The sequence below is a fragment of the Paenibacillus sp. FSL F4-0125 genome, assembly GCF_038008565.1.
In the GTDB taxonomy this organism is placed as follows: domain Bacteria; phylum Bacillota; class Bacilli; order Paenibacillales; family Paenibacillaceae; genus Paenibacillus_AQ.
Window position 1 is genome coordinate 2,302,456 of the sequence record NZ_JBBOZJ010000001.1, and the last position, 23,869, is coordinate 2,326,324.

The window sequence follows — 23,869 nt, forward strand, 5'->3', positions numbered from 1 at the left end:
CGGAAAAGTGCCACCAAATGGTAATTCTCTGGTTGCAAGTAGATATGGGGCCGATCCGTATGCCTTGGTATTTGGAGACCAGGTGTATCTGAACATGACTAATGATGCGCTGGAGTAGGTGCGGTGGCATTCAGTGCTTCTGTCATAAGCTTAGAGGGCGGCGGGACCATTGAACTGTATCTGGATGACCCGGCAGTTGGCTCGCTGCCAGTTCCGGCTGCGAATGGTCCGGAGCAACCGCTGAAATTAAGGACAGAAATTAGCGGAGCAGTTGGGATTCATGACCTGTATCTGGTATTTAAGGGTAACACGGGGTTTGAATTATTTAAGCTGGACTCATGGAGATTTATGGAGAAATAGAGGAATTCATTCTAAGGGGGAACTACTGTGAGTACCACGACAATAACCAATCCTATCATGTGGGCAGATGTTCCGGATGTTGACGTCATCCGAGTTGGTCCTATATTCTACATGGTTAGCACGAGTATGCATTCCATGCCGGGCTGCCCGATTATGAAATCGGTTAATTTGAAAGATTGGGAACTTGTGAATTACGTATATGATACCTTTGAGGATAACGATGCCCACCGGTTGCTGGACGGTAAAGGTATTTACGGAAAGGGTTCTTGGGCGGCATCGCTCCGTTACAAGGATGGGGTATTTTACGTTTGTTTTTCCTCGAATGACATGGACCGGTTATATATTTACCGCACAGAGGATATTGAACATGGAGTATGGGAGCGTTCGGTGATACCGGGACTTCACCATGACCCTGGTTTGCTATTGGATGACGATAACCGCAATTATGTGATTTACGGTAATGGTGATATCCGTATTAAGGAGCTGAGGGAAGATCTTACAGCAGTGAAGCAAGGTGCAACTGATCAACTGCTGCTAGAAGGCGAACGGGTAGACATGGGTCTGCGCATCGAGGGCTGCCATGCCTACAAGTTGAATGGTTATTATTATTTGTTCTTTATTGAATGGCCGAGGACGGGAAATAAGCGCAGACGTCAAGTCTGCTATCGTTCACGCGAGCTTCTAGGCCCCTATGAACGGAAAATTATTCTGGACGATGATCTGGGCTATTATAATAACGGTGTAGCGCAAGGGGGGCTTGTTGATACACCATCTCAGGACTGGTATGCTGTACTGTTTCAGGATCATGATGCTGTCGGGCGGATTCCTTGCGTGCTTCCTGTGAGATGGGAGAACGATTGGCCTGTCATCGGAGACGACGATGCCTCACTTCGTGCTTTTGAGACCAGGCTTCCAGTTGCGGAGCAGAAGCCGCTTGTAATCAGTGATGAGTTCAACTATGAGACTAATCAGTTGGCTCTGAACTGGCAGTGGAATCATAATCCGGATAATTCGCTATGGTCTGTTACTGAGCGTCCGGGATATCTGCGAATCCGTACGGGTCAAATAGCAGATAGTATCCTGAGGGCGCGTAATACAGTGACACAACGTACGGAAGGACCTTCTTGCAGCGCGGAGACGCTGTTGGTGCTCTCAGGAGTCCAGCCCGGCGACCGTGCAGGAATGGTGGCGCTGCAGAATGAGTATGGTACCGTAGGAATTGCAGTCGATGAGCTAGGACAATTTAGCGTTAATATGTGTGTGAACGACGGTGAAGGTTGCGAGGAGATCGTGGAGAGTATTGTATTCACCAGTCAACAGATCTATCTTAAGATTGATTTCAATTTTGAGGATCGTCTCGATCAGGCAAAATTCTTCTTTTCGGAAGACGGAATAGCCTGGAAGAAGATTGGACGTACGCTCCAAATGAGGTACACGCTGGATCATTTTATGGGGTACAGAATTGGATTGTTCAATTATGCGACCCACAATGCGGGCGGTTATGCCGATTTCGATTACTTTCATTATATTCGACAGCATTAAGCACGGCTTACGGATATGTGCAGGACTTAGGCATTTGAATTGTTACAAACTTTAAAGGGCGGCCATTCTGTGGCCGTCCTTTGCGTACTAATAGTAGAGGCTAGTCCCTATTAATGTCAGTATTGAAAGTGAAGGATACTCTTCCGTTTCTTTGGATAGATCAATTAAAGGTCAGTAAATATCATTGTCTGAGGTTTAGGATTTCTCTATAATTTATATTGTATGTAAGGGAATTTAGACAGTATTCCAAAGGGAATCAATGAAATAAGAGTCTATGCTTATTAGAAATAATCAATTCAGAAGTGAGAGTGTTTATTCCTAGTACCACATTTACGCTAGAATGAATTCCATTAATTTTTAAGTGGATAAAAAAGTAAGCGCTTTTACTGTGAAGGAGGAATAAAGGATGTTAAGAGTAGTGCGTGTTGAAAATGGAATCGTGCAAGGACTGCCGGCGGCTGATCCCCGTATTACCAGCTTCAAGGGAATTCCATTTGCAGCCCCGCCCGTGGGGGAGAACCGCTGGTGTGCACCCCAACCTGCTCAAGACTGGGATGGAATTTTGAAAGCACATGATTTCGCCCCTACTTCCATGCAGGCCCCGACCGTCATAGATGTGAATAATATTTATACCCGTGAATGGGCAGTTGATCCCGATCTTCCAATGGACGAGGACTGTCTATACCTGAATGTCTGGACACCTGCCGTTAGTGCCGATGAGAAGCTTCCTGTTTTTGTATGGTATTTTGGCGGAGGACTTCAGGTCGGCCATACGGCCGAAATGGAGTTTGACGGCGAACGCATTGCCCGCAGGGGGGTTGTCGTTGTAACCGTTAATTACCGCTTGAACGCGTTTGGCTTCCTGTGCCATCCCGAGATTACTGCGGAATCGCCTGAAGCTCCCGCGAATTTCGGACATTTGGATCAGCAGGCAGGCACGCAGTGGGTGAAGCGCAATATCGCTGCTTTTGGCGGAGATCCAGAGCAAATCACAATAGGCGGACAGTCTGCGGGTGGTGGAAGCGTGCTGAGCCAGCTGACCTCCCCTCAGAATGCCGGATTATTTCAGCGGGCCGTTATTATGAGCGGAATCATAACACCTCTGTATCCAAATAATCCGGTACCCCCACGTAGCCTTACTTTTAAGGATGCTGAAGAGGATGGCGCGGCTTTTTTTGAATACTTAGGAGTGTCGAGCTTGAAAGAGGCACGTGAGCTGGATGCAGTCTATCTCCGTGATAAAATACTTGAATACGGAAAGTTCTGGGGAACGGTTGTGGATGAGAAGTATTGTATCGGTAATCCATTTGAGCTCTTTGTGCAGGGACAGCAGCATAAGGTGCCGATTATGCTCGGAAATACAGCCTCCGAGTTCTTCAGTGTTCCTGATGTACGCAGTGTAGAGGAATTCAGAGCCATGGCTGTGGAATTGTTTGGAGGCGAAGCAGAGGAGTACCTTAAGCTATGCGGCGTTGAGTCAGGGAATTTGGAAGAAATAATTAAGAAAGCTTCCGTGAGCCATATTGAATATGCAGCCCGTGTTGCCATCAGGTCAAGCAGCGTCCCAATGTATTATTACAGCTTTGATGCAGAGATTCCGGGCTGGGATAATCCTGGTACCTTTCATTCGGTGGATCTGTGGTTTCATTTCGAGACACTGGCCAAATGCTGGCGGCCCTTTGTCGGCAAACATTATGATCTTGCCCGCCAGATGTGTAATTATCTTGCCTATTTCATTACTTCAGGTAATCCGAATGGCAAGGATTCTACCGGTGATGACATGCCTCTCTGGAATCCCTGTACGCAGGAAGCGCCATATGGAATGGTTTATGCAGACAAGGCAGAATTTGTAGAATCTCCTCCTGGTGAAGTAATGCAATTTCTGGTCGAGCATTATTTCAAGCAGCAGTCTATTTATGTATAAGAGAGGAATGAGCAGAATTGAGCGAGAGTCAGCAGAAATATAAGATGCAAAATACGCCTGAGGGATACGACAAGGAAAGGGAAGGCATTGCCCGGGGTGTGATGCAGACGATAGAGTATCCCTCAACAACGCTAGGTAATACTCGGAAGGCAATGGTCTATACGCCGCCCGGTTATTCCACTGAGAAGGAATACAGCGTTTTGTATTTGCTGCACGGGATTGGTGGAGATGAGAATGAGTGGCACATTCACGGCAAGCCCCAGGTTATTCTAGATAATCTGTATGCTGATCAAATGTTGAAGCCCATGATCGTCGTTCTTCCCAACGGGCGAGCGATGCTGAACGACCGGGCAGAAGGAGATCTATTTGCTTCGGATAAGGTGCAGGCGTTCGAAACATTTGAATCGGATTTGCTACACGATCTCATCCCTTACATTGAAGAAAATTATTCAGTCCTGACTGACCGGATGCACCGTGCTATTGCCGGATTATCCATGGGTGGAGGACAATCCTTGAATATCGGTCTGAACAATCTGGACCGCTTCGCCTGGGTCGGGGCTTTCTCACCGGCACCCAATACGAAGATACCCGAGCTGTTGGTCCCGGAACCGCATAAGACCGCAGAACTGCTCAGTCTGCTCTGGCTATCGTGCGGTGATCTGGATAGCCTGAAGAACGTCAGCGACCGGACACATGCTTATTTGTCACAGCATTCCATGCCGCATATCTGGGTAGAGGAAAATGGCGACCATGATTGGCCGGTCTGGAAGAACGGCTTATATCAGTTCTCCAAGCTCATATTTTAACTCACTGTCCACAGGATACCCGCTGCTTGCAGCCGTATAAGACAAATAGGGACGTTCAAGCAGACCTGATCTGGCTGTTTGGAACGTCCCTTATCTTTGTTGTAGTAACGAATTATTGGCTAGCAACTGCATCCGTACGCAGTTTAACGATTTTTTGTGCTCTTTCTGTATCCATAGCAATGACATCATTCCAACCGAGACCGACCACATCACTCTTCAGCTTATTCCAGAGCTGATCGAATTCTGCTTGATCTTTGGCAAATATCATTTTCCAAGAGGTGTTTTTAACATAGTCAGAGATCTGGCTTCGTTTATTCTTAATATCCGACGAATCTGACCCGAGACTTGTATTGATATTTGGCACAATATCGATCATATTGTTTTTCTGATAGTACTCCGTCGGGGTGCTCGCATTATAAGTATTCTGCCATTCCTTAGTTAGAGTAGTCTTATTGGCCTCGATGGTTGAGCTCCAATAATTGTTGTTGTAAAATTCACCTGTTTCCGGATCTACTACAAAATCGCTCATAATCATAGTATTGATCTTGCTCTGCCCGTCTTGATATCCTCCGCCTCCGTACTGTTCAGGAACGGGGGTATTTTCTTGGAATGCGATTTGTCCTACTTCAGTCAGCTTAAACTTGCCATCAGACATTTTCTCATAATTGAAGCCTTCAAATCCATTGGTATAGTAGCGAAGACCTTCAGGTGATACTAGCCAATCCATGAATTCAATGATTCTTTCAGGATTTTTTGCTTTTGAACCAATAGCAAATACTCTTCCGTTTCCGAAGTAGGCATCGCTATTCTGGATAATGTGGGTATCGGCAATCGGAACGGCAACATTACCGTCACCTTTAGTGCCTCTTTCAATGGTGTTGTAGAAGCCTCTTTGCCAGGAATACCATAAGAGTAGAACCTGTTTATTGGTCAGCTTTTCAGCGACTTTATTCCAATCCTGGGTTGCCGAGTCAGGGTCAACCAGCCCCATCTGATTGGCGTCATAATAGAACTGGAGAATTTTCTTGTACATACTGTTGTCGTCAACGAGCGGAACGATATCGCCTTTTGCATTCAACTGAATGGTTGAGGTTCCGTCCGGCTGCTCATAGCCATACCAGTTGCTTAACCAACGAACGTTTTCCATACTTCCATTATCCCAGTCCTTCCACAGGGTGATCGGAACAATCGCTTTTCCTTCCGGTGTCTTTGGGTATTTCTCCTGCATCTGCTTTAGTGCATTCAGCAGATCTGTCAGATTGTTCAGCTTGGGAGATCCGATTCCCTTGTAGTAATCCCAAGGCATAATCGGACTGGAGTAAGGGATTTCTTCTGAGTATGTTGTTGGGGAAGTGTCTGATACAAAAGTGGGTAAAGCATATATTTTACCTTCAGGATTTATACTTTCGAACGCAGCATTAAAGGGCTTGAAGTGATTGTCCACATATTTGGACAGGTACTCCGTATTTTTGATCCTATCCGTCATATCCATAATCATACCCGCCGGAATTAACTCCTCCAGCTGACTGTTATCAATGATAAGGAGGTCTCCTAAATCTCCCGATGCTGACCTTGTCTTGTACAGCTGATCACCGGCAACCTGTGGAGACAGAATATTTAAGGTAATATTGAACTTATCCTTAATTAGTTTTCCGTACCATCCGGTCTGCTCTCCCTGATAATTTGCTGCGTTGTTAAACACGGTAATCGTCAGCGGCTTGCTATGATCAATTCCTCCACCCGGATCGGAAGTCTCGGTTGCTGTACCTGCATTGTTGGCATTGCTGCTGCATCCGCTGAGTACTGCCGTTCCAAGAAGAAGAGCGGTGCCAAAGATCAGCATAGACTTTCTTGCCAGCTTACTATGTTTATTCATTTACAGCCCCCCAAAAATGATTAATTAATCATATTCGTGCAAATTAACCCTTGACTGCGCCAATGATAATTCCTTTTACAAAAAATCTTTGGAAGATCGGATAAACAAGCAAAATAGGTGCGACAACGATGATAGTAACTGTCATACGAATGGATGTGGTGGTTTGCTTGGTGGATAGACTGGCCATGGCGGTTGATCCGGCATTTTGCAAATTGACCATGGTAGATAGGGAGCTGGCTTGATTGATGTAGTTATACAGAATAAACTGCAAACTATACAATTTGCTGTCCGTAACCAGCAGTAGCGTGTCCTGAAAGGCATTCCACTGGTCCACTGCCGAAAATATAGCGACTGTAGCCAATATCGGTTTGCTGATAGGTAAGATAACCTTGTAAAAGATCGTTATAATCCCGGCACCATCAATGCTGGCTGCCTGCTGCAATTCCTTCGGCGTTGATTCCACAAACGTTTTTACAAGAATGATAAAAAAAGGAGCTACAATAGCCGGCAGAATGTAGGCAAGGAAATTGTTAGTCAGATGCAGGGATCTCATGGTCAAATACCAGGGGATAATGCCGGCATTAAAAAACATCGTAAGAATGGTAAACCGATACCAGAATTTTTTCCCCCACATATCCTCCTGGGCAAACATGAATCCCAAAAAGGCAGAGGCCCCGACTGTCAAAAGTGAGCCTATTACCGTTCTCCCCAAAGAAATGACAAATGCATTCCATAGTCCAGGGATCTTAAATACGTCAATATAATTCTGGAAGTGGATCCCCTTGGGCCAAAACACAATTTCACCCTTGGCGCTGAGATCGTTGGCGCTGATGGTATTAATGATGATCGAGTAAAACGGATATACACAAACAAATGCAAAGAGAGTGAACAGGATATAAATGGTAGTCGAAATCATTTTATCGGTTGTTCTGACCTGCATTTTAGTTCTTCTGGAGAAGTTCCGCTTATTTTCCTTGGCCTTCGGGGGTAGTCCAGTCTGGTTGTCACTCATACAATGCCCTCTCCTCTAAACAATTTGGACAGCCCGTTTACGGAAAAAAGAAGCACAATGCTAATCAGACTTTTCAACATACTGATAGCGACGGAAACGGAATAGCTGCCGCCTCCCATGGCTAGATTGTATACATATAAATCTAATACCTGTATGGACTCTTTGTTGAATGCATTCTGGAAAACAAAGTATTGCTCCAGTCCATTGTTCAGGAAGCTGGCAATCTGGAGCATCAAGAGTACAAAATAGGTCGGCAGCATACTTGGCAAAGTCACATGCCTGATAACCTGCATTTTTGTTGCACCGTCAACATAAGCCGCTTCATACAGAGACTCATCAATGCTCATAATTGCTGCTATATACAAGATGGCCGACCAACCTAGTGATTTCCATGTAATCCATACCCACATAGTAATCCAGACATGGTCCGAGTTCTGAAGTAAGAGTACAGGAGAATCAATAAGTCCCATCTGGCTCAAAAAGCCGTTGACGACGCCTTCACTTGAGAACATAGAAAATGCCAGGGAATATACGAGGACCCAGCTGATAAAGTTTGGAAGAGTGGTTACTGTCTGAATAAATTTGCGAAAACGCACGGCTTTGATCTCAGTCAGGAAAATTGCAAAAAACATGGGAAGCCATGAGAAAAGGATACTCAGCCCGCTTATGCCGAACGTGTTTTTGATGACCTGTAACAGTTGATCAACCTTCACCTGATTTTCTACCAAGGAGCGAAACCACTTGAGACCGACAAAAGGCGCTTGTGATAGCGGGATCGGCGGCATATAGTCAAAGAATGCATAAACCCATCCATAGAGTGGGTAGTATGCAAAAACAGCAAGTAAAACCATAAAAGGCGAGATATAAAGAAATTTTCTAAAAGAATTGCTCCTCATGCTGTGACTGCGCATCTTGTCACTCCTTTTTGTGAAATCAATGCGTTTAAACGACCAACTTTGAGGTCCTCCCCCTTTCATATACTAGACATACTTCAACTTGAAGTTGGCTCCTGATGAATGGTGAATTCTTCAATCCCTTTTATTGATAACGCTTACATAACATAAAACCATAATAAATTAACAGTTCTCTTCAAACAATGACCTATCCTCACCAGTTATTGATCTATTGTTAGATGGAACTTAAAAAAATTAAAATTTATATATTTTGAGACCTAATTTAAATTTTTTCGAACTTCTGAGCAAAAATTCTAAAGGACGCTCTGTCCCGTGAAGAAGAAAAAAAGCTGCCCATTCGCTGACAACAAGTTGTGTATAGCTCTAGCAACATCAATCATTGATGTGTTCGAATAACAACACGGATTGAAGCCACCCGTGGGATGGAACTCATGGAATAGTTTTGAACATGAATTTTAGGATGCTGATTTACTGGCAGAATGATATGGATTCGTGGTCGGGGTGTACGGGGCAGCAACAGCAACTTTATCGGGAGCCAAATTGACGGTTGCAACGATGTGGAGTACAAAACACATTTTTCTTTATGGAGCATGATGGGATTATCCCAGAATTGCAGCGACAATTCCCTTTGATCAATGGTCAGCTTAAAGAAGTCTATATCAACGTCTCCGTCAGTATAGACTATCTTGAGGACAAGTTTTCAAAGAAAAAGTAGTGTGATATTTCTTCACATTTCTCTTTCCGCTTTAACCCCTTGCATACTTCTGGTAGTTTCTCGGCGTATGTCCGGTCAATTGTTTGAATTGCCTGCAGAAATGCTCCACATTTTGATATCCACACCGGGAAGCGACTTCAGCAATGCTTTGAGCATTTTGAATTAAGTATTCTTTTGCCATACGGATTCGGCTGTTGATAACGTCATCCATGCAGGAGATTCCAAACGTTTTTTTGTAGATGTTCTGAAGATAACCAGGACTGATTCGAAGAAAATCCGCCATCTTCGAAACTGTCCAGTAATCGCCCGGGTTAGTTTGAATAGCTGTACGCAGTTTCAGTAGTTTGTAGTATTGAGGTGTAATATCATCTTGGAAGTAGGATTCCCATAGTTTGTTGAACAACGTCCGGAGTAAATAATCGACGGAAGATTCTTTACAATCCCGGTTAAAACTATGCTCGACGACAAGCAATTCAAACAACTTGTGGCAGTAGTCCGGATCACTCAGGGCAAAGGGAACCCCAAGCGGAAGGGGAGATTCCGTAATATAAGGTTCATTGGATTCGAAGCGGATCCAATCATTGATAAAATGATCAGCGCAGGCCCGATAATAGACTTTCTGCAATGGACGATAGAGGATTGCGCTGTGAGCAGGGTATTCCTTGAACCCGCCATTTACCCAGAATTGCGCTGGGGTCTTGGTGATTACAAGAAGCCAGTGATAGCCCACAGGAACATCTATAACAAAATTGCTCGCGTGTGTAGTATTGTACTCAACATAATGAATAAGGGCCATCTTTTCCCCTCCTAGCAAGGATTCCATTATTATAACATAATGAAAAAATAGGATTGAAGAAGAGAAATCCCCATGACTTATCGTCTTGGCTATAGTCTAGAACTGGGCTGCTGAAAATGATCAAGGAGTATACTGACTATCGTCATTATTATACTAATGGTAGTAAAGCCGGTATAAGGTCGAAACGTCTATGCTCAAGGATCTCTTCATAATCGTGAATGAGTCCATCGAAAATGCTCTCCCACGAGCGGTCGAGTGCCAGCTGTCGACCCTCATACCCCATAGCAGCCAGCTTGTGGGGATGCTCTATACTTGCACAAATTTCACGAATAAAAGCATCCGGGGAACGAGGTTCGACAATCATTCCGTTGCGACCGGGCGTGATCAGATCCTTTACCCCGCCTTCATTTACGGCGAGGACAGGCAGCCCCGAAGCCATAGCCTCAAGGACAACATTGCCGAAGGTTTCTGTACTGGAAGGGAAGACGAATAGATCAGCTGAGGCATACAATTGAGTCAGCTCTTCACCGTGCTTATAGCCTGTAAATGTGACATTATGCGGCGCCTGTGTTCTCATCTCTGGGAGAAGGGGACCATCTCCAACGACTAGCCAATGCACCTGAGACTGCATAGACTCAGGCAATTGGTGCATGGCGTGAGCTAGGGTATTGATATCCTTTTCAGGTGCAATCCTTCCCACATATAGAAGCAGTAACGGTGCGGTAATTCCGTAACGATCGCGGACCTGATGGCTGCGTTTTTTCGGAGTATAGAGATTGCAGTCGATGCCCCTAGACCAAAGCTTTAAACGTTGAAAGCCTTGGACTTGGAGGGAATCGAGTGTTTCGTTGGAGGGTGCGAAGGTAGCATCGCAGGACCGATGGAACCACTTCATGTACTTCCAATAGAGTGGGACGATTCTTTTCATCCGGTAATATTCAAGATAGCGGTCAAAATGGGTATGGTAGGAGGCGACATTAGGCAGACCATACTTTCGCGCATAACGCAGGCCGCATAAGCCGATATTGAAAGGAGTTGCCAAATGCAGCAGATCAGGACGAAAAGCTTTTAGTTCTGACTGGATGGAGGACATATTCGGCAGTGCGAGTCTACATTCTGGATATAAGAAAAAGGGGATACTGGTAATGGGACGTATGGGATCGGCATAGCTGTCTTCAGGAGCAGATTTCGGCGAAAATAGCAGATGCTCGATACCTCGCCGGTTCAAATGAGTGGATAAGCGCTGAAGCGTGAGTGAAACACCATTCGTTTGCGGAAGAAATGTGTCTGTAAATAAAGCAAGACGCATAGAACCCCTCCCAGGTACTCTTGATGTCTTGATCATAACAGTCCTTTATTTCATGGAGGTCAAACGGATGTTAAACAGAATATAAAAATCCACGCTTCATGCTACACTTCTTCATATATCCCCTGTAAAAAGGGAATGCTCTCTCCCAAATGTGATTCCGGAGTGCTTTCTAGTATGCCTTGAATATGCGGGCGCTCATATTTCATATAACGAAGAATCGGCTCGAATTCTAGCCATCCCTGACCCACAGGAACGATCTTGATGGCTCCATCCTGCACGATAAAATCTTTTAAGTGAATAATGGCAATTCGATCTCCTAAGAGCTTCAAAGCCTCCGTAATAATAGCTTCTTGATGTAAGTAATTTGTTGGCGACATTAGATTAGCGCAATCCAATATGATCTGAAGATTGTTAGAAGGAATCTCATCCAGCAGTCGGCGAGTTAAGGATGCGGTGTACAGCGGATGATGGAGTCCGGCTTCAATTCCTACCGTCACACCAAAATGCTCGGCCTCTGCCACCATAGCTTTTACCGATGTAATTACCTCTTGAAAAGCCTCTTCTGTAAAATTATCTGTGGTAAACCCAACTCCCACACTTCCGGTTTCCGTTCCAACCAGATTAGCGCCGAAATCTCTGGCCAAGCGCAGATGGGTACTGAACGCGGCTAACGCTTGTGCCCGTTTTTGTGGATCGGTGTCTATAATATTTACATAACAGCCAAGCACCGCAATCTGAATACCTGCTTGCCTAAAGGCATTGCCATAATAACTGGCCGTTCCAGGGCTGATAGCCGTAAGATTAGGGGCACTATCAGGAAAAGACTTCTTAAGTGCAAACTGGATATGAGCGAAATGATAGGACTTAATTTTCTCAATTAACTCATGCAATGGAACTTGTGTGAAATCATGTGCTCGAACACCTAGATGAAGGGGAATGCTCATATGATTAATCGCTCCTATTAGTATTGTTGTTTGTGAGGTGCTAATTTGTCCCAATCAAAGGTAACCCCAGTGCCCTTTTCTTCAGGCGCAATAGCCATCCCATTGTCTTTATTAATCACTAGAGGACGTGTAGTGTATTGATCGATAGGGAAGCTATGCATTTCGAGATAACCTGCATTTGGCATAGCCGCTAACAAACTAACATGTAATTCCTGCATCCCATGTGTAGAGACGGAGAGGTTATAAGCTTGAGTTAAGTGAGCTACCTTTAACCAGCCTGTAATCCCGCCTATATTGGAAGCATCGGGTTGAGGGAAATCCACATGACCATATTGCAGCATGTGATGGAATTCGGTTAAAGTGCGCAAGTTCTCTCCGCCTGCAACGGCCATTCCTGTTTCTTCGGCAATACGTGCATAGCCGGCATAATCCTCCGGAATTGTTGGTTCTTCTAAGAAGAGAATGTCGTATTTCAAAAATTCGCGTGCGGCTTTTATCGCTTTTTCCACACTCCAGCTCATATTCGCATCGACCATAAACGCCACATCTGGACCGATCAATTGGCGTACCGCAGCTACTCGTTCCACATCCTCGGCTAGTGTTTTTTGGCCTAGTTTAATTTTGACAGCCTTCAAACCCATATCTAAATATTTTTGATTGTTTAGGAGGAGCTTTTCTAATGGGAAATTTAAATCAATCGCGCCGCCATAGCATTTGACCACATTACTAGCACCACCCAGAAGTTTGTAGAGTGGTTCATCTGCTTTCTTCGCACGTAAATCCCATAATGCAATGTCACAAGCTGCAATGGCGAAACTAGCCAGACCGCCGCGTGCAACATAATGTATTCCCCAGTTCATCTGCTCCCAGATACTTTCTACACAGCTGGCGTCTTTGCCAATTAAGATATGTGTTAATTCATTCGCAATTAGTGAGCAGATCGCTTTGCCGCCAAATCCGCCAGTATAGGTATAACCTACCCCTTCACGACCGTCATCCGTTCTAATTTTGACAATGGGAACTTCAAAATGAGTATGCAGGCCGTGTTTTGCGTCCTCCATGATTTCTGGCAAAGGGATACGATAGTACTCTGTAATAACTTCTTTAATTAGAGACATCTGTGATCACTCCTTATAAAAGTTGTTGTAAGTTTGATATAGGGGAGGCTGTGTTTTGTTTAAGGGCTTGAACCACAAGTTTAGCAATTTGCTGAGCACCTTCATCTGAAAAATGCGTATCATCCGTAACTCCGTTTGGGTAATTGGGATGTATATTTTCTGGAAAATGCATGAATAATTTCTTGGATTCTTCTTCACCTAATAAACAATAGAGCGCTTGCGAAGCTGCGAAAATATCAAGCAGCGGTGTTTGCGTTTCTTCAGCTACCTGTCTCATGGCTTCGGGATAAGCGCCTACAGCAAGCGGGTCAAGCTGTCCATCTGAAGTAAATCGGCGGCGACTCACAGAGGTTAGCAGAACGGGAATACCTCCTAACTGCCGAGCAGCTTCTATATATTGAGTAAGGTTGCGGCGATATTCAGTGTCGGGATCGGTGTAACGCAAGGGATCTTCTTTTTTCTCATCGTTATGCCCAAATTGAATAAACAGGTAGTCGCCAGCTTTGAAGTCTTTAAGGATGGCATCCAGGCGGCCGTCTGATATAAAAGATTTAGTACTGCGGCCATTAATGGCACGGTTCTCAACTCGAACAGAAGTCCCAAAATAACTTTGCAGGTATTCACCCCAGCCGGTCATTGGTTTTTCTCCAGCGCCCTTAATAGCCGCAGTGGAATCGCCCGCAATAAATAATGTGGGTGTTATAAGTTCTTCTATTTTAGTGTAGTGATGTTCCCTTAACCAATTCGCAGCAAGGGAAAGCCATTGCCGGCAATGAGGATGTTCTTTAGAAAGCCCTAGACCATGCCGTCCCTCTTCAAAGATATGTAGTTCAAATGGAATCCCTTGCTCCGATAGTGCAGATGAGAACAACAGACTGTTCTCTACAGGAACGCTGGCATCATTTGCTGTAGTCCAGATAAAAGTTGGAGGTGTCCGTGAAGTTACCTGTGATTCTGATGAAAAGGAGTGCAGCTCCACTGGGGCTGGATTGTCTCCTAGAAAATGAAGTCGGCTCCCCATGTGGGCATAAGGCGCTTGGAAAGTGATCACTGGGTATCCTAGCAGAAGAAGATCTGGTTTCTCTGCTCTTGTGGTAGAGAAGATAGACGCTAGGTGTCCGCCTGCCGAAAATCCGATCATCCCAACTTTGTTCGAGATTACATTCCAATGTTGTGAGGCGCCCCTAATCCATCTCAGAGCTTCCTCAACATCATTTAACAGTGAAGTGACGCTAAAATCTCCGACCTGATAATCTAATACACCGGCATGAATACCTAGACTGTTCAGCCAATGAGTGACGGGTGCTCCTTCATGTTTAGCTAAATGCTGGTAACCTCCACCAGGCAATACCAATATAAAAGGGCGTGGCTGATCCGTCTCAAGCGGATAAAGGGTAAGTAACGAGGTTTCCGGAGAAAGCTCAGCTTGCTCTGTAGGGTTAGGGTGTAGACGAAAGCTCAACATTTCGTTCCATTTCCTCCTTAAAAGGGTATATGCACACGTTAACATATTTTCAAAAAAAAGAGAGACTCTTTTTTTTGATTTCACCTGAGCAGTATTTATGTCTTTTTTACATCGATTCGTCAAAGGTGGATTTAAGTTTTGTGCCAGCATTGTGCTCCCGGTATTGTCCAGGTGTCATGCCTTCCTGTTTACGGAAAGAGCGAATGAAGTTCTGAGAGTTGTTGTATCTTAATTTGGCTGCAATATCTTTAATGGGCATGTCGGTTTCCTTTAGCCATTTTTTCGCCATTTTAAATCGGTACATCGTTAAATATTCGCTAAAATAGTACTGGGTCTCCTTGCGGAAGACACTGCTGATATAGTTGGCATTATAATGCAGACGTGAAGCACACTCTTCTAAAGTAAGATCGGTATCATAATCATGCTGTATCAAATCGATGATCTTCTCGGAAATGTTGTGGTATTGCGCATTCTGTCTGCTGTTAAAAATCTTGATCATCGGATAAATGACCATGCTCCAGAACCAATCCTCAATCTCCGTCACAGTATGAAGATCATGCAGCTCCTCAAAAATGGAGCCATTGGCATGATAAATTTGATTCAAGCTAATACCGGATTCCTGCATCATAATGAGTAAATTATTGAGCAGGCGCGTCAACGGGATCTGGTACTCCTGCGGTGACAGCTCTTGGGCAAAGATCGATTTAAAGAGCAAATGAATAAGCGCCTTGGCTTTTTCCGTTTCAGCCAGCTTGATAGCATCCAGTAAATCATTTTCTTTATGTGTAGGGTAGTTCAAGTTCAGATAATGTTTACCAGAGTTAATATTTTCGTACTGGATAATGACACCCTTGCCAAGCTTAATCCGATGCTTTAGAGCTTCAAGACCTTCTCTGTAGGCAATGGATAACTTCGGTAAGTCGTGGAAGGGAAGGCTCAGCCCAATACTCACCTGTACTTTGAGGTAATTATTGATTTCTTGTTGAAGCTTCTCCGTAAGTGAATATAGAGTCTTGTGAAAAGACTGAGTATCACAGTTCGGACTCCCCAATAATACGACCACCGCATGGTCCATAATTACAGGAGCCAGTCGTTGTTCAGGGCAGACTAACTCTTCAATCATATTGTGGGCAGCGAATAATAAAAGATTAAGATCTTTTTTCTCATAACTGGAATCTTCGGCAAAATCGATCGACAACGTAATCACAGCCATCGTCTTCCATTCTTCGAGTTGCTTGTGATAGCCGAATTGTTCCAGCTCTTCGAGCAGATCACGCTTCTTAACGTTGCCATGGAAAGCATTGATTAAGAAGAAGGTACGAACCTGCTGGATATGCTGACGGACTTCTTTTTCCAGCTGAGATTTAGATTGAAATAAAGAATGAACCTGTTCTCCGATAATCTGAAATTCATTTGTATGTCTGGATTTGATATCCGTTTTACGTTGGCCCATCTGATTGAGAAGTCTTTCAATAGGTGTGTACATCCGTCTTGATCCGATCCATGCCAAGAGAATGGACAGCAGAAGCATAAAAGTACATACGAATATCGTAAACAGACCGATTTTTTGAGACTCTTTCGTTAAACTTTCCATGGATGTGACCGAAAGATAAACCCAGCCATTCATCTGAGAGCGCATGTAAGTGACAGCGTAATTTTTCTTGTGGATCACGGTTTTGAACTGCCCTGAAAGTTTGGAGGGATTAGCAATGAAAGAATCTTCTGTAAAACCGCCTTCCCTCATAGGCTTCCCGATCAAATTGCGGTCCGGATGGAGCAAGAACCGACCTTCCTTATCCAGAACGATAATATCGTCGAGTGGCTGTACATCAGAATTAATGAAATCTTGAAGACTGCAGACAGGAATATTAGCTAAGGCGAGCCCATACTTTTGCAGCTTATTGGTCGGGAGTTTCTTGATAAGACTAATGCTGTAGTTACAGCCAGTAACGTTGATGCTTTCCTCGCTATAAAATAGGGAGGATGGGTTCAAAATCCACGAGGTATCTTCGGCGATATTCATCAGATTAGAGAGCTGTGCATAGTTCTTGTATTCATCCAAACGATAAACACCCGAATTTTTGATCATCCAATTTTGCTGCTGATTTAATAAGATGACATCTTCCAGCTTCGTATCGAAGGATTGCATATTGCGAATTTCGTTTCTTAAATCATTGTACAAAATGAAATCGGTTTCATTTAAAGGGTTATTTAGTGCTTTTTTTAATACACTGGAGTTGATCACTTGGTTTAATGTTTGATTGACAGTTGTTAACTTATGTTCTACATTTGAGGTGATTTGTAAGATAAGTTCCATTTTACTGTTATTAACGTTTTTTTGAATTTCTTTTGATGATGTGAGATATGAAAAAGAACCGATGAACAACACAGGCAGCGTGCTAATTACAAAGGCAAACATCGTTAGCTTACTTAAAAAGCTTAATGGTCTCACGAGACTCAGCACCTTTACTTATGTAGAAGTAGACACTTGTTCTAAGTGTATGTAACTTGGTAGGAAATAACAATAATCATCTCGCTTCGCGATAATCATTAGCTCTAATTATGCTTATAAAATGTAAAATCTTCAAGCTTTCAGGTAATAATCCTTACAATATCTAGGAGGCCACAAAATGTCTAGAGTATCAATGGATAGAAGGGCAACGATGTATTTCTGTTTATTTGCTTTGCTCGTTTTCTCTTTGTTAAGCGCTTGCAATAATAAGGAGTCTGCCGATTCCGGCCCAAAAGTGTCTCCCCCGAGTATCTCCATTTTGGCGCCCCTTCATTTTCCACAACAGCCTTCGAAAGAGATTATGGCAGAGATCGAAAGGCTGACAGGTGTGAAGCTAGATATAAGGTGGGTTCCAGAGGGTGTCTACACGGATAAGATGAACACGGCGCTAACAACCAATTCCCTCGGAAAGGTCACATTTGTAAAATTCTCAGACTATAATCTGGTGAAAAATGCTATTCGTTCGGATGCCTTTTGGGAGATCGGCCCATACCTTCAGGAGTTCTCCAATCTTAAACAACTGAACCCCGCCATTCTTAAGCAGACTTCTGTAGATAGTAAGGTCTATGGCTTATATACGGAACGCCCCTCATCCAGACAGGGGGTTATTATACGCAAGGATTGGCTCGACAATCTTCATTTAAATAATCCGCAAACACTGGATGAACTATATGAGGTCATGAGACAATTTACATACAATGATCCAGATCAGAATGGCAGACAGGATACCTACGGATTAGTCGATCGAAATGATCTTGTGTATGGGGTATTTAAGACGTTAAGTTCGTATTTTGGCACACCAAATAATTGGAAACTAGAGAATCATCAATTCGTTCCTGAATTTGTGACCGCTGAGTATATGAACACCATGAATTTCATGAAAAAATTATATGATGAGAAAATTATTAATCAGGATTTCGCCTTAACGAGCAAAGAAGTACAACGCGATAAGTTCATTAATGGTATTGCTGGTGTATTTATCGGCAGTATGACAGATGTAAAGCGGCTGTCTATTGAAGCCCAGAATTTGAATCCAAAGGCAGAACTTACATTAATCAATCGGGTCGAAGGGCCTGAAGGATATAAGGTGTGGTCGATACCCAATTATAATGGACTCTATCTCTTCTCCAAAAAAGCCATTGCTACGGAGGATGAACTCCGCCAGGTACTCGAATTCTTTGATCGAACCATGGATAAAGATGTAGCGAATATAATGATGTATGGGTTTGAAGGGCGCCATTATAAGCTTGAGGGAGGAAAAATCATTCTTCCCGAGGAGACTTCGGAGCTGCGGGTGCAAGAAGTAAATCCTTTATATTCTTTGATGATTGCAGATATTAGTAATAAGAACATTATGGAGGTGGCTCAGAAGGAGCAATTGACTTCACTTGCGGATCAGCTAAGTAAAGATAATGAATCTTTTCTGGTCGACGATCCGACTGTGTCTTTAAGCTCTTCTACCTATGATGAAAAGAATGTGGAATTGTCTACAATCATTGTGGACGCTACGTACAATTACATACTAGGCAATATAACCATTGAGGGATTCCAGAAGGAAGTTGAGAAATGGAGAGCCAGCGGAGGAGATCAGATTATTAAGGAATATGGTGAGGCTGAGCTTGGGATAGAGAAGTAAATAGGTTAGTTTGATCCACTGCGGATGACGCGGTGGATTTTTTTGTGTTATCACCATAATCATTTGCTCAGATCCCTTTAAGAACGGCCCTTTATGGGGAAATGATTGTTTTCGTAACTTTGCCGACGATGTAATGTGGGACTCGTAACCAATACAAATTATGGAGGTCAAAATGGTATGAAGAAGAAATCCTTCACCATGTTGTTGACATCACTGTTAGCATTCAGCACATTGCTAGCTGGATGTGGTGGTAACAACAATCAAGCAAGTTCTGAAACTGCAAGTAGTGAGAGCACTGCTAAGCCGGTAGAGACAGAAGCTACTAAAGAAGATGTGAAAGCAGGACCAACAGAAATTAAGATCATGCTTCCATTGAATATTCCAGAGACACCACCAGACACGATTAAGAATGAACTTGAGAAATTGACCAACACGAAGCTGACTTATCAATTTTTCCCGGCTGATACTTATGAAGAAAAACTGAATTCATCTTTTGCTACCGGCTCATTGCCGCAAGTAACATATTTGAAGAATCAGACAACCTTCATTCAAATGAAAGAAGCGATAAAAGACGGACAATTCTGGGAAATTGGTCCACTCTTAAGCGAATACCCGAATTTGAGTAAATTGAAGCCTGAAATTCTGAATAACACAAAAGTGGACGGAAAGCTTTACACCCTATATATCGGCCGCCCGCTTGCACGACAAGGGATCATCTACCGGAAAGACTGGGCAGATAAATTAGGACTTGCTGCACCAGCTAATGTTGATGAATTGTTCGAAATGGCTAAGGCTTTCACTGAACAAGATCCGGATGGCAATGGACAAAAAGATACTACAGGTATTATTGACCGCAATGAATTGACTTATGGTGCTTTTAAAACAGTATCTTCCTGGTTTGGAACACCTAATACATGGGGTGAAATTGACGGTAAGTTAGCGCCTGAATTTACATTCCCGCAGTATATTGAAACGATGGACTTCTTCAAAAAAGCCCGTGATGGCGGATACATTAATCAAGATTTCGCTGCCACCAGCAAAACGGATGCTACAAATATGTTTAAGGCTGGAAAGGGCGGACTCTATATTGGGGGCTCCATGCAAGATATTGATTCCCTCAATAAAGATACCATTAAGAATTTCCCGGATGCCGTCCTGGACGCACACAGTATGGTCGCAAGTCCTGATGGCAAATACGCTCAATGGATGATTCCAGGATATAACAATGTTGTCTTGTTCCCGAAATCTGCTGTGAAGGATGAAGCAGAGCTCAAAAAGATACTTGCTTTCTTTGATCAAATGATGACCCCGGAAGTAGCTAACTTGATGTATTGGGGAATTGAAGGTACTCACTATACTGTTGAAGACGGTAAAGCGAAAGCTACAGATGATAAAGAATTGATTGAACGTGAAGTAAAGGGATATAAGGACAGCGTTATTGGCGAAGCTGAAACCAATGGAATGTACGAGAACTATAATACGCTGCCAGGAAGAATTCATGCGGATCAATTAGTTCTTGAGAATGTCAAGGTGGGTGTAGCAGATCCAACAGCTGCTATGGATTCGCCAACCTATACAGAAAAAGGTGTTGAGCTTCAGCAGATCATTACCGATGCGACTTACAAATATATCTATGGGCAGATCGACAAAGCAGGGTTCGAAAAAGAAGTTGAGAACTGGAAGAATCGTGGCGGAGCAAAGATTATTGAAGAGTATAACGCGTTGTACAAGAAATAAATCATAGTTGAAAAGGTTGTTGATCCTGTTTCAACAACCTTTTCTTTTCCTAACCACATGGAGAAATAAAGAGTTTGAATAAAGAAGGAGAAAGGAAGAGAAGCATGCAGGATGTCGCACAGCCCAGTTCAGCTCCTCAAATGAAGCCTAAGCCTGTAGTTTATAAAAACAGTAGTGAACTAAAGAAACGACTGTGGAGAAATAAATGGCTATATGTCATGCTAACGCCGGGCGTACTGTATTTTATTGTTTTTAAATATTTTCCTATGTACGGATTAATTATTGCATTCCAAGATTATAAGCCTTATCAAGGAATAACAGGCAGTGACTGGGTGGGAATGAAGCATTTCAGTAGGTTGTTCACTGAGCCGGATTTCTTAAATATATTAGTGAACACACTTGTGCTTTTCGGATTAAATATTCTTATCTATTTCCCAATGCCGATTATACTTGCCCTGATGTTAAATGAACTTCAAGGCAGCTTTTTCAAAAGAACCTTTCAGACGATCTTCTATTTGCCCCATTTTTTGTCGTTGGTTATCATCGTCTCCATTTCTTTTGTAATGGTTACGATGGATGGAGGGATTATCAACGAGCTACTTTCTTATTTTGGATTTGAAAAAGTCAATTTCCTGCTTAATCCTGTATGGTTCAGGCCCATGTATATTATTCAGGTGATTTGGAGAGAAGCAGGCTGGGGAACGATTATTTATCTAGCTTCCATAGCTGCCATTGATCCAGGACTTTACGAAGCATCACGTATGGATGGAGCTGGACGACTCAGACAAGTCTGGCATATTACACTTCCAGCGATTAGAGGCGTAATTATCACATTATTTATTCTGAAAATTGGTTCCGTTCTAGATCTTGGATTTGAACATGTGTTTTTGCTTCTTAACTCCATGAATCGAGAAGTTGCGGAAATTATCGATACGTATGTATATACTGCAGGCCTGAGACAGGGGCAGTTTAGTTACAGTACAGCCATTGGATTCTTCAAATCCATTGTCGGCTTGATAATGGTAATGCTGGTGAATAAAGCATCCAAGAAAATGGGAGAAGAAGGCGTTTATTGATAGGTGTTTATTGATATGTTGTAGGAGGAATCGAAATGGTACAAGATAAAACAATCAGTGGCAGAATTTTTTCTGCTATAAACTTTACGCTGCTTGCGATCATTGCTTTAATTACTGTGCTTCCCCTTGTTCACGTTGTAGCAGGCTCTTTCACAACGAGTGCAGAACTAGCCTCTAGTAAATTTGTACTGATTCCAAAGGTATGGAGTTTGGAAGCATACAAGTTTATCTTTTCAACGAATACAATATTTAAAGCCATGGGTGTTTCCATTGGTGTCACGGCAGTGGGTACTTTCCTCAGTTTGTTTATAACTTCTTTGATGGCCTACGCCCTTACCAGAAGAGATCTGGACGGACGTAAAGTGGTTAACTTTATGGTTGTGTTCACCATGCTCTTTCATGGTGGAATGATCCCAACGTTCCTTGTGGTGAAGGAATTAGGACTGATAGATAGCTATGCAGCACTTATTCTTCCTTCAGCAATTAGTGCGTTTAACATGATTATTTTGCGGAACTTCTTCCAAAATATACCTGAAGGTCTGGAGGAGTCAGCCAAAATTGATGGTTGTAACGACTTTGGAATATTATTTCGAATAGTATTACCACTATCCTTACCTGCGTTAGCGACTATCGGATTGTTCTATGCGGTTACGTATTGGAATACCTACATGAATGCGATTCTGTATTTGGATGATAGTTCGAAGTGGCCAATACAGGTTCTGCTCAGACAAATTGTTGTACTTGCCAGCGGCATGGATCACAGCTCTACACTGGATACTGCCGTTCCACCGCCAGACCAAACGATTAAAATGGCTGTTATCGTAGTAGCTACTTTACCAATTGTCTGTGTATATCCATTCATACAAAAGCATTTTGCTAAAGGAGCAATGTTAGGTTCTATGAAGGGCTAACAAGCGTTGAAAGAGAGATTATTCTTTGGAAGGAGCTTGGAGATGACTGCCAGGATACCAACAACACCGATAGAGTGGGCAAAAAAGGCATGCGATTCTTTAATGGATACTTACAGAGCGGGAGAGCTTCCTCCGGCACATCGTTGGCACTACCATCAAGGCGTATTTCTGTGTGGTATGGAGCTGTTGTGGAATGCTTATCAAGAAGACCGCTATATCCAGTATATTCAGGCATACGTAGATGATTTGGTAGATGAATACGGTAACTTTTATTTTGCCCGTGATGAGCTAGATGCCGTTCAAGCCGGACAACTGCTGTTTAACCTTCATAAGCGGACAGGTAAACTTAAGTATCGCATTGCTGCAGAGAAGCTGAGGAATTTATTGCTTACGTTAAACAAAACCTCTGAGGGTGGGTACTGGCATAAGGATAAATATGCTAACCAAATGTGGTTAGACGGGCTTTATATGGCAGGTGTATTCTCGTTAAAATATGCTAATGTCTATGGCGATTCTAGCTTGCGTGATACGGTTCTCCATCAGGAGAAGTTAATGCGCAAGCATATGAAAGATGAGACAACCGGGTTATTATATCATGCTTGGGACGAGAGTCGCCGGATGCCGTGGTCAAACCCGGAGACAGGCTGTTCACCAGAATTCTGGAGCAGATCGTTAGGGTGGTATGGTCTCGCATTGTCGCAATTTCTTGATCTGTTGGCCGTCCATGATCCCGCTCGAACTGGATTATCTTCTACTTTAAGTGAATTCGTTGATGCCCTTATTCGTTATCAAGATCAAGAGAGTGGGCTTTGGTATCAGGTCGTGGACAAGGGGCACGAGCCGGATAATTGGCTGGAGACCTCAGGGTCATGTTTATTTGTCTACACGATTGCCAAAGCCGTGAAGCATGGCATTGTAAGTGATACAGAAATGGCTATAGCTGCAGCGAGAAAAGGCTATGAAGGGTTAACTAGGTTGATTCAGTGGGATGAGAAGGATAGATTAATTTTGCCGGACATCTGTATAGGTACTTCGGCTGGGGATTACGAGAGTTATGTCACTCGACCTAAAGTTAAGAATGATTTACATGGTGTGGGCGCATTGGTAATGGCTTGTGTGGAGATGCAGAGCTTAATTCAAGATTGATATGTTCGTACATTACTAGACAATGACTTGATTCTCTGGGACTGAGAATCAAGTCCTATTATTTTGTGGG

General features: G+C 43.3%; 18 protein-coding genes. 9 read left to right on the forward strand and 9 right to left on the reverse strand.

Going from position 1 to position 23,869, the window contains the following annotated elements:
• Positions 1 to 123 precede the first annotated feature (123 nt).
• The 4 genes from NST74_RS09775 (at position 124) to NST74_RS09790 (ending at position 4,632) form a co-directional block, all read left to right on the forward strand.
• Positions 124 to 360, forward strand: a complete 237-nt coding sequence (locus tag NST74_RS09775; RefSeq protein ID WP_341111751.1) for a carbohydrate-binding protein — start codon at positions 124 to 126, stop codon at positions 358 to 360.
• A gap of 27 nt (positions 361 to 387) precedes the next feature.
• Positions 388 to 1,902 carry a glycoside hydrolase family 43 protein gene (locus NST74_RS09780; RefSeq protein ID WP_341111753.1) on the forward strand — a complete coding sequence of 505 codons (1,515 nt, stop codon included), beginning with the start codon at positions 388 to 390 and terminating at the stop codon, positions 1,900 to 1,902.
• 406 nt (positions 1,903 to 2,308) lie between these two features.
• Positions 2,309 to 3,826, forward strand: coding sequence for a carboxylesterase/lipase family protein (locus NST74_RS09785; protein WP_341111754.1), 1,518 nt, complete (start codon positions 2,309 to 2,311; stop codon positions 3,824 to 3,826).
• A 17-nt stretch (positions 3,827 to 3,843) separates the two neighbouring features.
• Complete coding sequence (locus tag NST74_RS09790) at positions 3,844 to 4,632, forward strand: alpha/beta hydrolase (RefSeq protein ID WP_341111756.1); 789 nt, start codon at positions 3,844 to 3,846, stop codon at positions 4,630 to 4,632.
• A 112-nt stretch (positions 4,633 to 4,744) separates the two neighbouring features.
• Here NST74_RS09790 and NST74_RS09795 read toward each other — a convergent pair whose 3' ends face one another.
• The 9 genes from NST74_RS09795 to NST74_RS09835 form a co-directional block, all read right to left on the reverse strand.
• Complete coding sequence (locus NST74_RS09795; RefSeq protein WP_341111757.1) at positions 4,745 to 6,508, reverse strand: extracellular solute-binding protein; 1,764 nt, start codon at positions 6,506 to 6,508, stop codon at positions 4,745 to 4,747.
• Positions 6,509 to 6,551: 43 nt separating this feature from the next.
• A complete protein-coding gene (locus NST74_RS09800; RefSeq protein WP_341111758.1) occupies positions 6,552 to 7,520 on the reverse strand; it encodes a carbohydrate ABC transporter permease in 969 nt (322 codons plus the stop codon).
• Positions 7,517 to 8,248 (reverse strand): ABC transporter permease subunit, encoded by a 732-nt coding sequence (locus NST74_RS09805; protein WP_341111759.1) that lies wholly within the window; start codon positions 8,246 to 8,248, stop codon positions 7,517 to 7,519. Before NST74_RS09805 ends, NST74_RS09800 begins: the two co-directional genes overlap by 4 nt.
• A gap of 932 nt (positions 8,249 to 9,180) precedes the next feature.
• Positions 9,181 to 9,945 (reverse strand): helix-turn-helix transcriptional regulator, encoded by a 765-nt coding sequence (locus tag NST74_RS09810; protein ID WP_341111761.1) that lies wholly within the window; start codon positions 9,943 to 9,945, stop codon positions 9,181 to 9,183.
• A gap of 148 nt (positions 9,946 to 10,093) precedes the next feature.
• A complete protein-coding gene (locus NST74_RS09815) occupies positions 10,094 to 11,254 on the reverse strand; it encodes a glycosyltransferase family 4 protein (protein ID WP_341111762.1) in 1,161 nt (386 codons plus the stop codon).
• A 101-nt stretch (positions 11,255 to 11,355) separates the two neighbouring features.
• Positions 11,356 to 12,198 (reverse strand): sugar phosphate isomerase/epimerase family protein, encoded by an 843-nt coding sequence (locus NST74_RS09820; RefSeq protein WP_341111765.1) that lies wholly within the window; start codon positions 12,196 to 12,198, stop codon positions 11,356 to 11,358.
• A gap of 17 nt (positions 12,199 to 12,215) precedes the next feature.
• Entirely contained in the window at positions 12,216 to 13,316 is a 1,101-nt protein-coding gene (locus tag NST74_RS09825; protein WP_341111766.1) for a mandelate racemase/muconate lactonizing enzyme family protein, read from the reverse strand.
• A gap of 13 nt (positions 13,317 to 13,329) precedes the next feature.
• The gene (locus tag NST74_RS09830; RefSeq protein ID WP_341111767.1) at positions 13,330 to 14,781 is read right to left on the reverse strand and encodes a GDSL-type esterase/lipase family protein; all 1,452 of its coding nucleotides are present in this window, start codon (positions 14,779 to 14,781) and stop codon (positions 13,330 to 13,332) included.
• 106 nt (positions 14,782 to 14,887) lie between these two features.
• Complete coding sequence (locus tag NST74_RS09835) at positions 14,888 to 17,233, reverse strand: AraC family transcriptional regulator (RefSeq protein WP_341111768.1); 2,346 nt, start codon at positions 17,231 to 17,233, stop codon at positions 14,888 to 14,890.
• A 178-nt stretch (positions 17,234 to 17,411) separates the two neighbouring features.
• Between NST74_RS09835 and NST74_RS09840 the strand changes: the two genes are divergently transcribed.
• The 5 genes from NST74_RS09840 (at position 17,412) to NST74_RS09860 (ending at position 23,799) form a co-directional block, all read left to right on the forward strand.
• Complete coding sequence (locus NST74_RS09840; RefSeq protein WP_341111770.1) at positions 17,412 to 18,929, forward strand: extracellular solute-binding protein; 1,518 nt, start codon at positions 17,412 to 17,414, stop codon at positions 18,927 to 18,929.
• A gap of 177 nt (positions 18,930 to 19,106) precedes the next feature.
• Positions 19,107 to 20,666: an extracellular solute-binding protein gene (locus NST74_RS09845; RefSeq protein ID WP_341111774.1), complete on the forward strand. Its 1,560-nt coding sequence runs from the start codon at positions 19,107 to 19,109 to the stop codon at positions 20,664 to 20,666.
• Between the two features lie 104 nt (positions 20,667 to 20,770).
• Complete coding sequence (locus NST74_RS09850; RefSeq protein WP_341111776.1) at positions 20,771 to 21,742, forward strand: ABC transporter permease; 972 nt, start codon at positions 20,771 to 20,773, stop codon at positions 21,740 to 21,742.
• 35 nt (positions 21,743 to 21,777) lie between these two features.
• Positions 21,778 to 22,653, forward strand: a complete 876-nt coding sequence (locus tag NST74_RS09855) for a carbohydrate ABC transporter permease (protein ID WP_341111778.1) — start codon at positions 21,778 to 21,780, stop codon at positions 22,651 to 22,653.
• 42 nt (positions 22,654 to 22,695) lie between these two features.
• Positions 22,696 to 23,799: a glycoside hydrolase family 88/105 protein gene (locus NST74_RS09860; RefSeq protein ID WP_341111780.1), complete on the forward strand. Its 1,104-nt coding sequence runs from the start codon at positions 22,696 to 22,698 to the stop codon at positions 23,797 to 23,799.
• Positions 23,800 to 23,869: the final 70 nt, after the last annotated feature.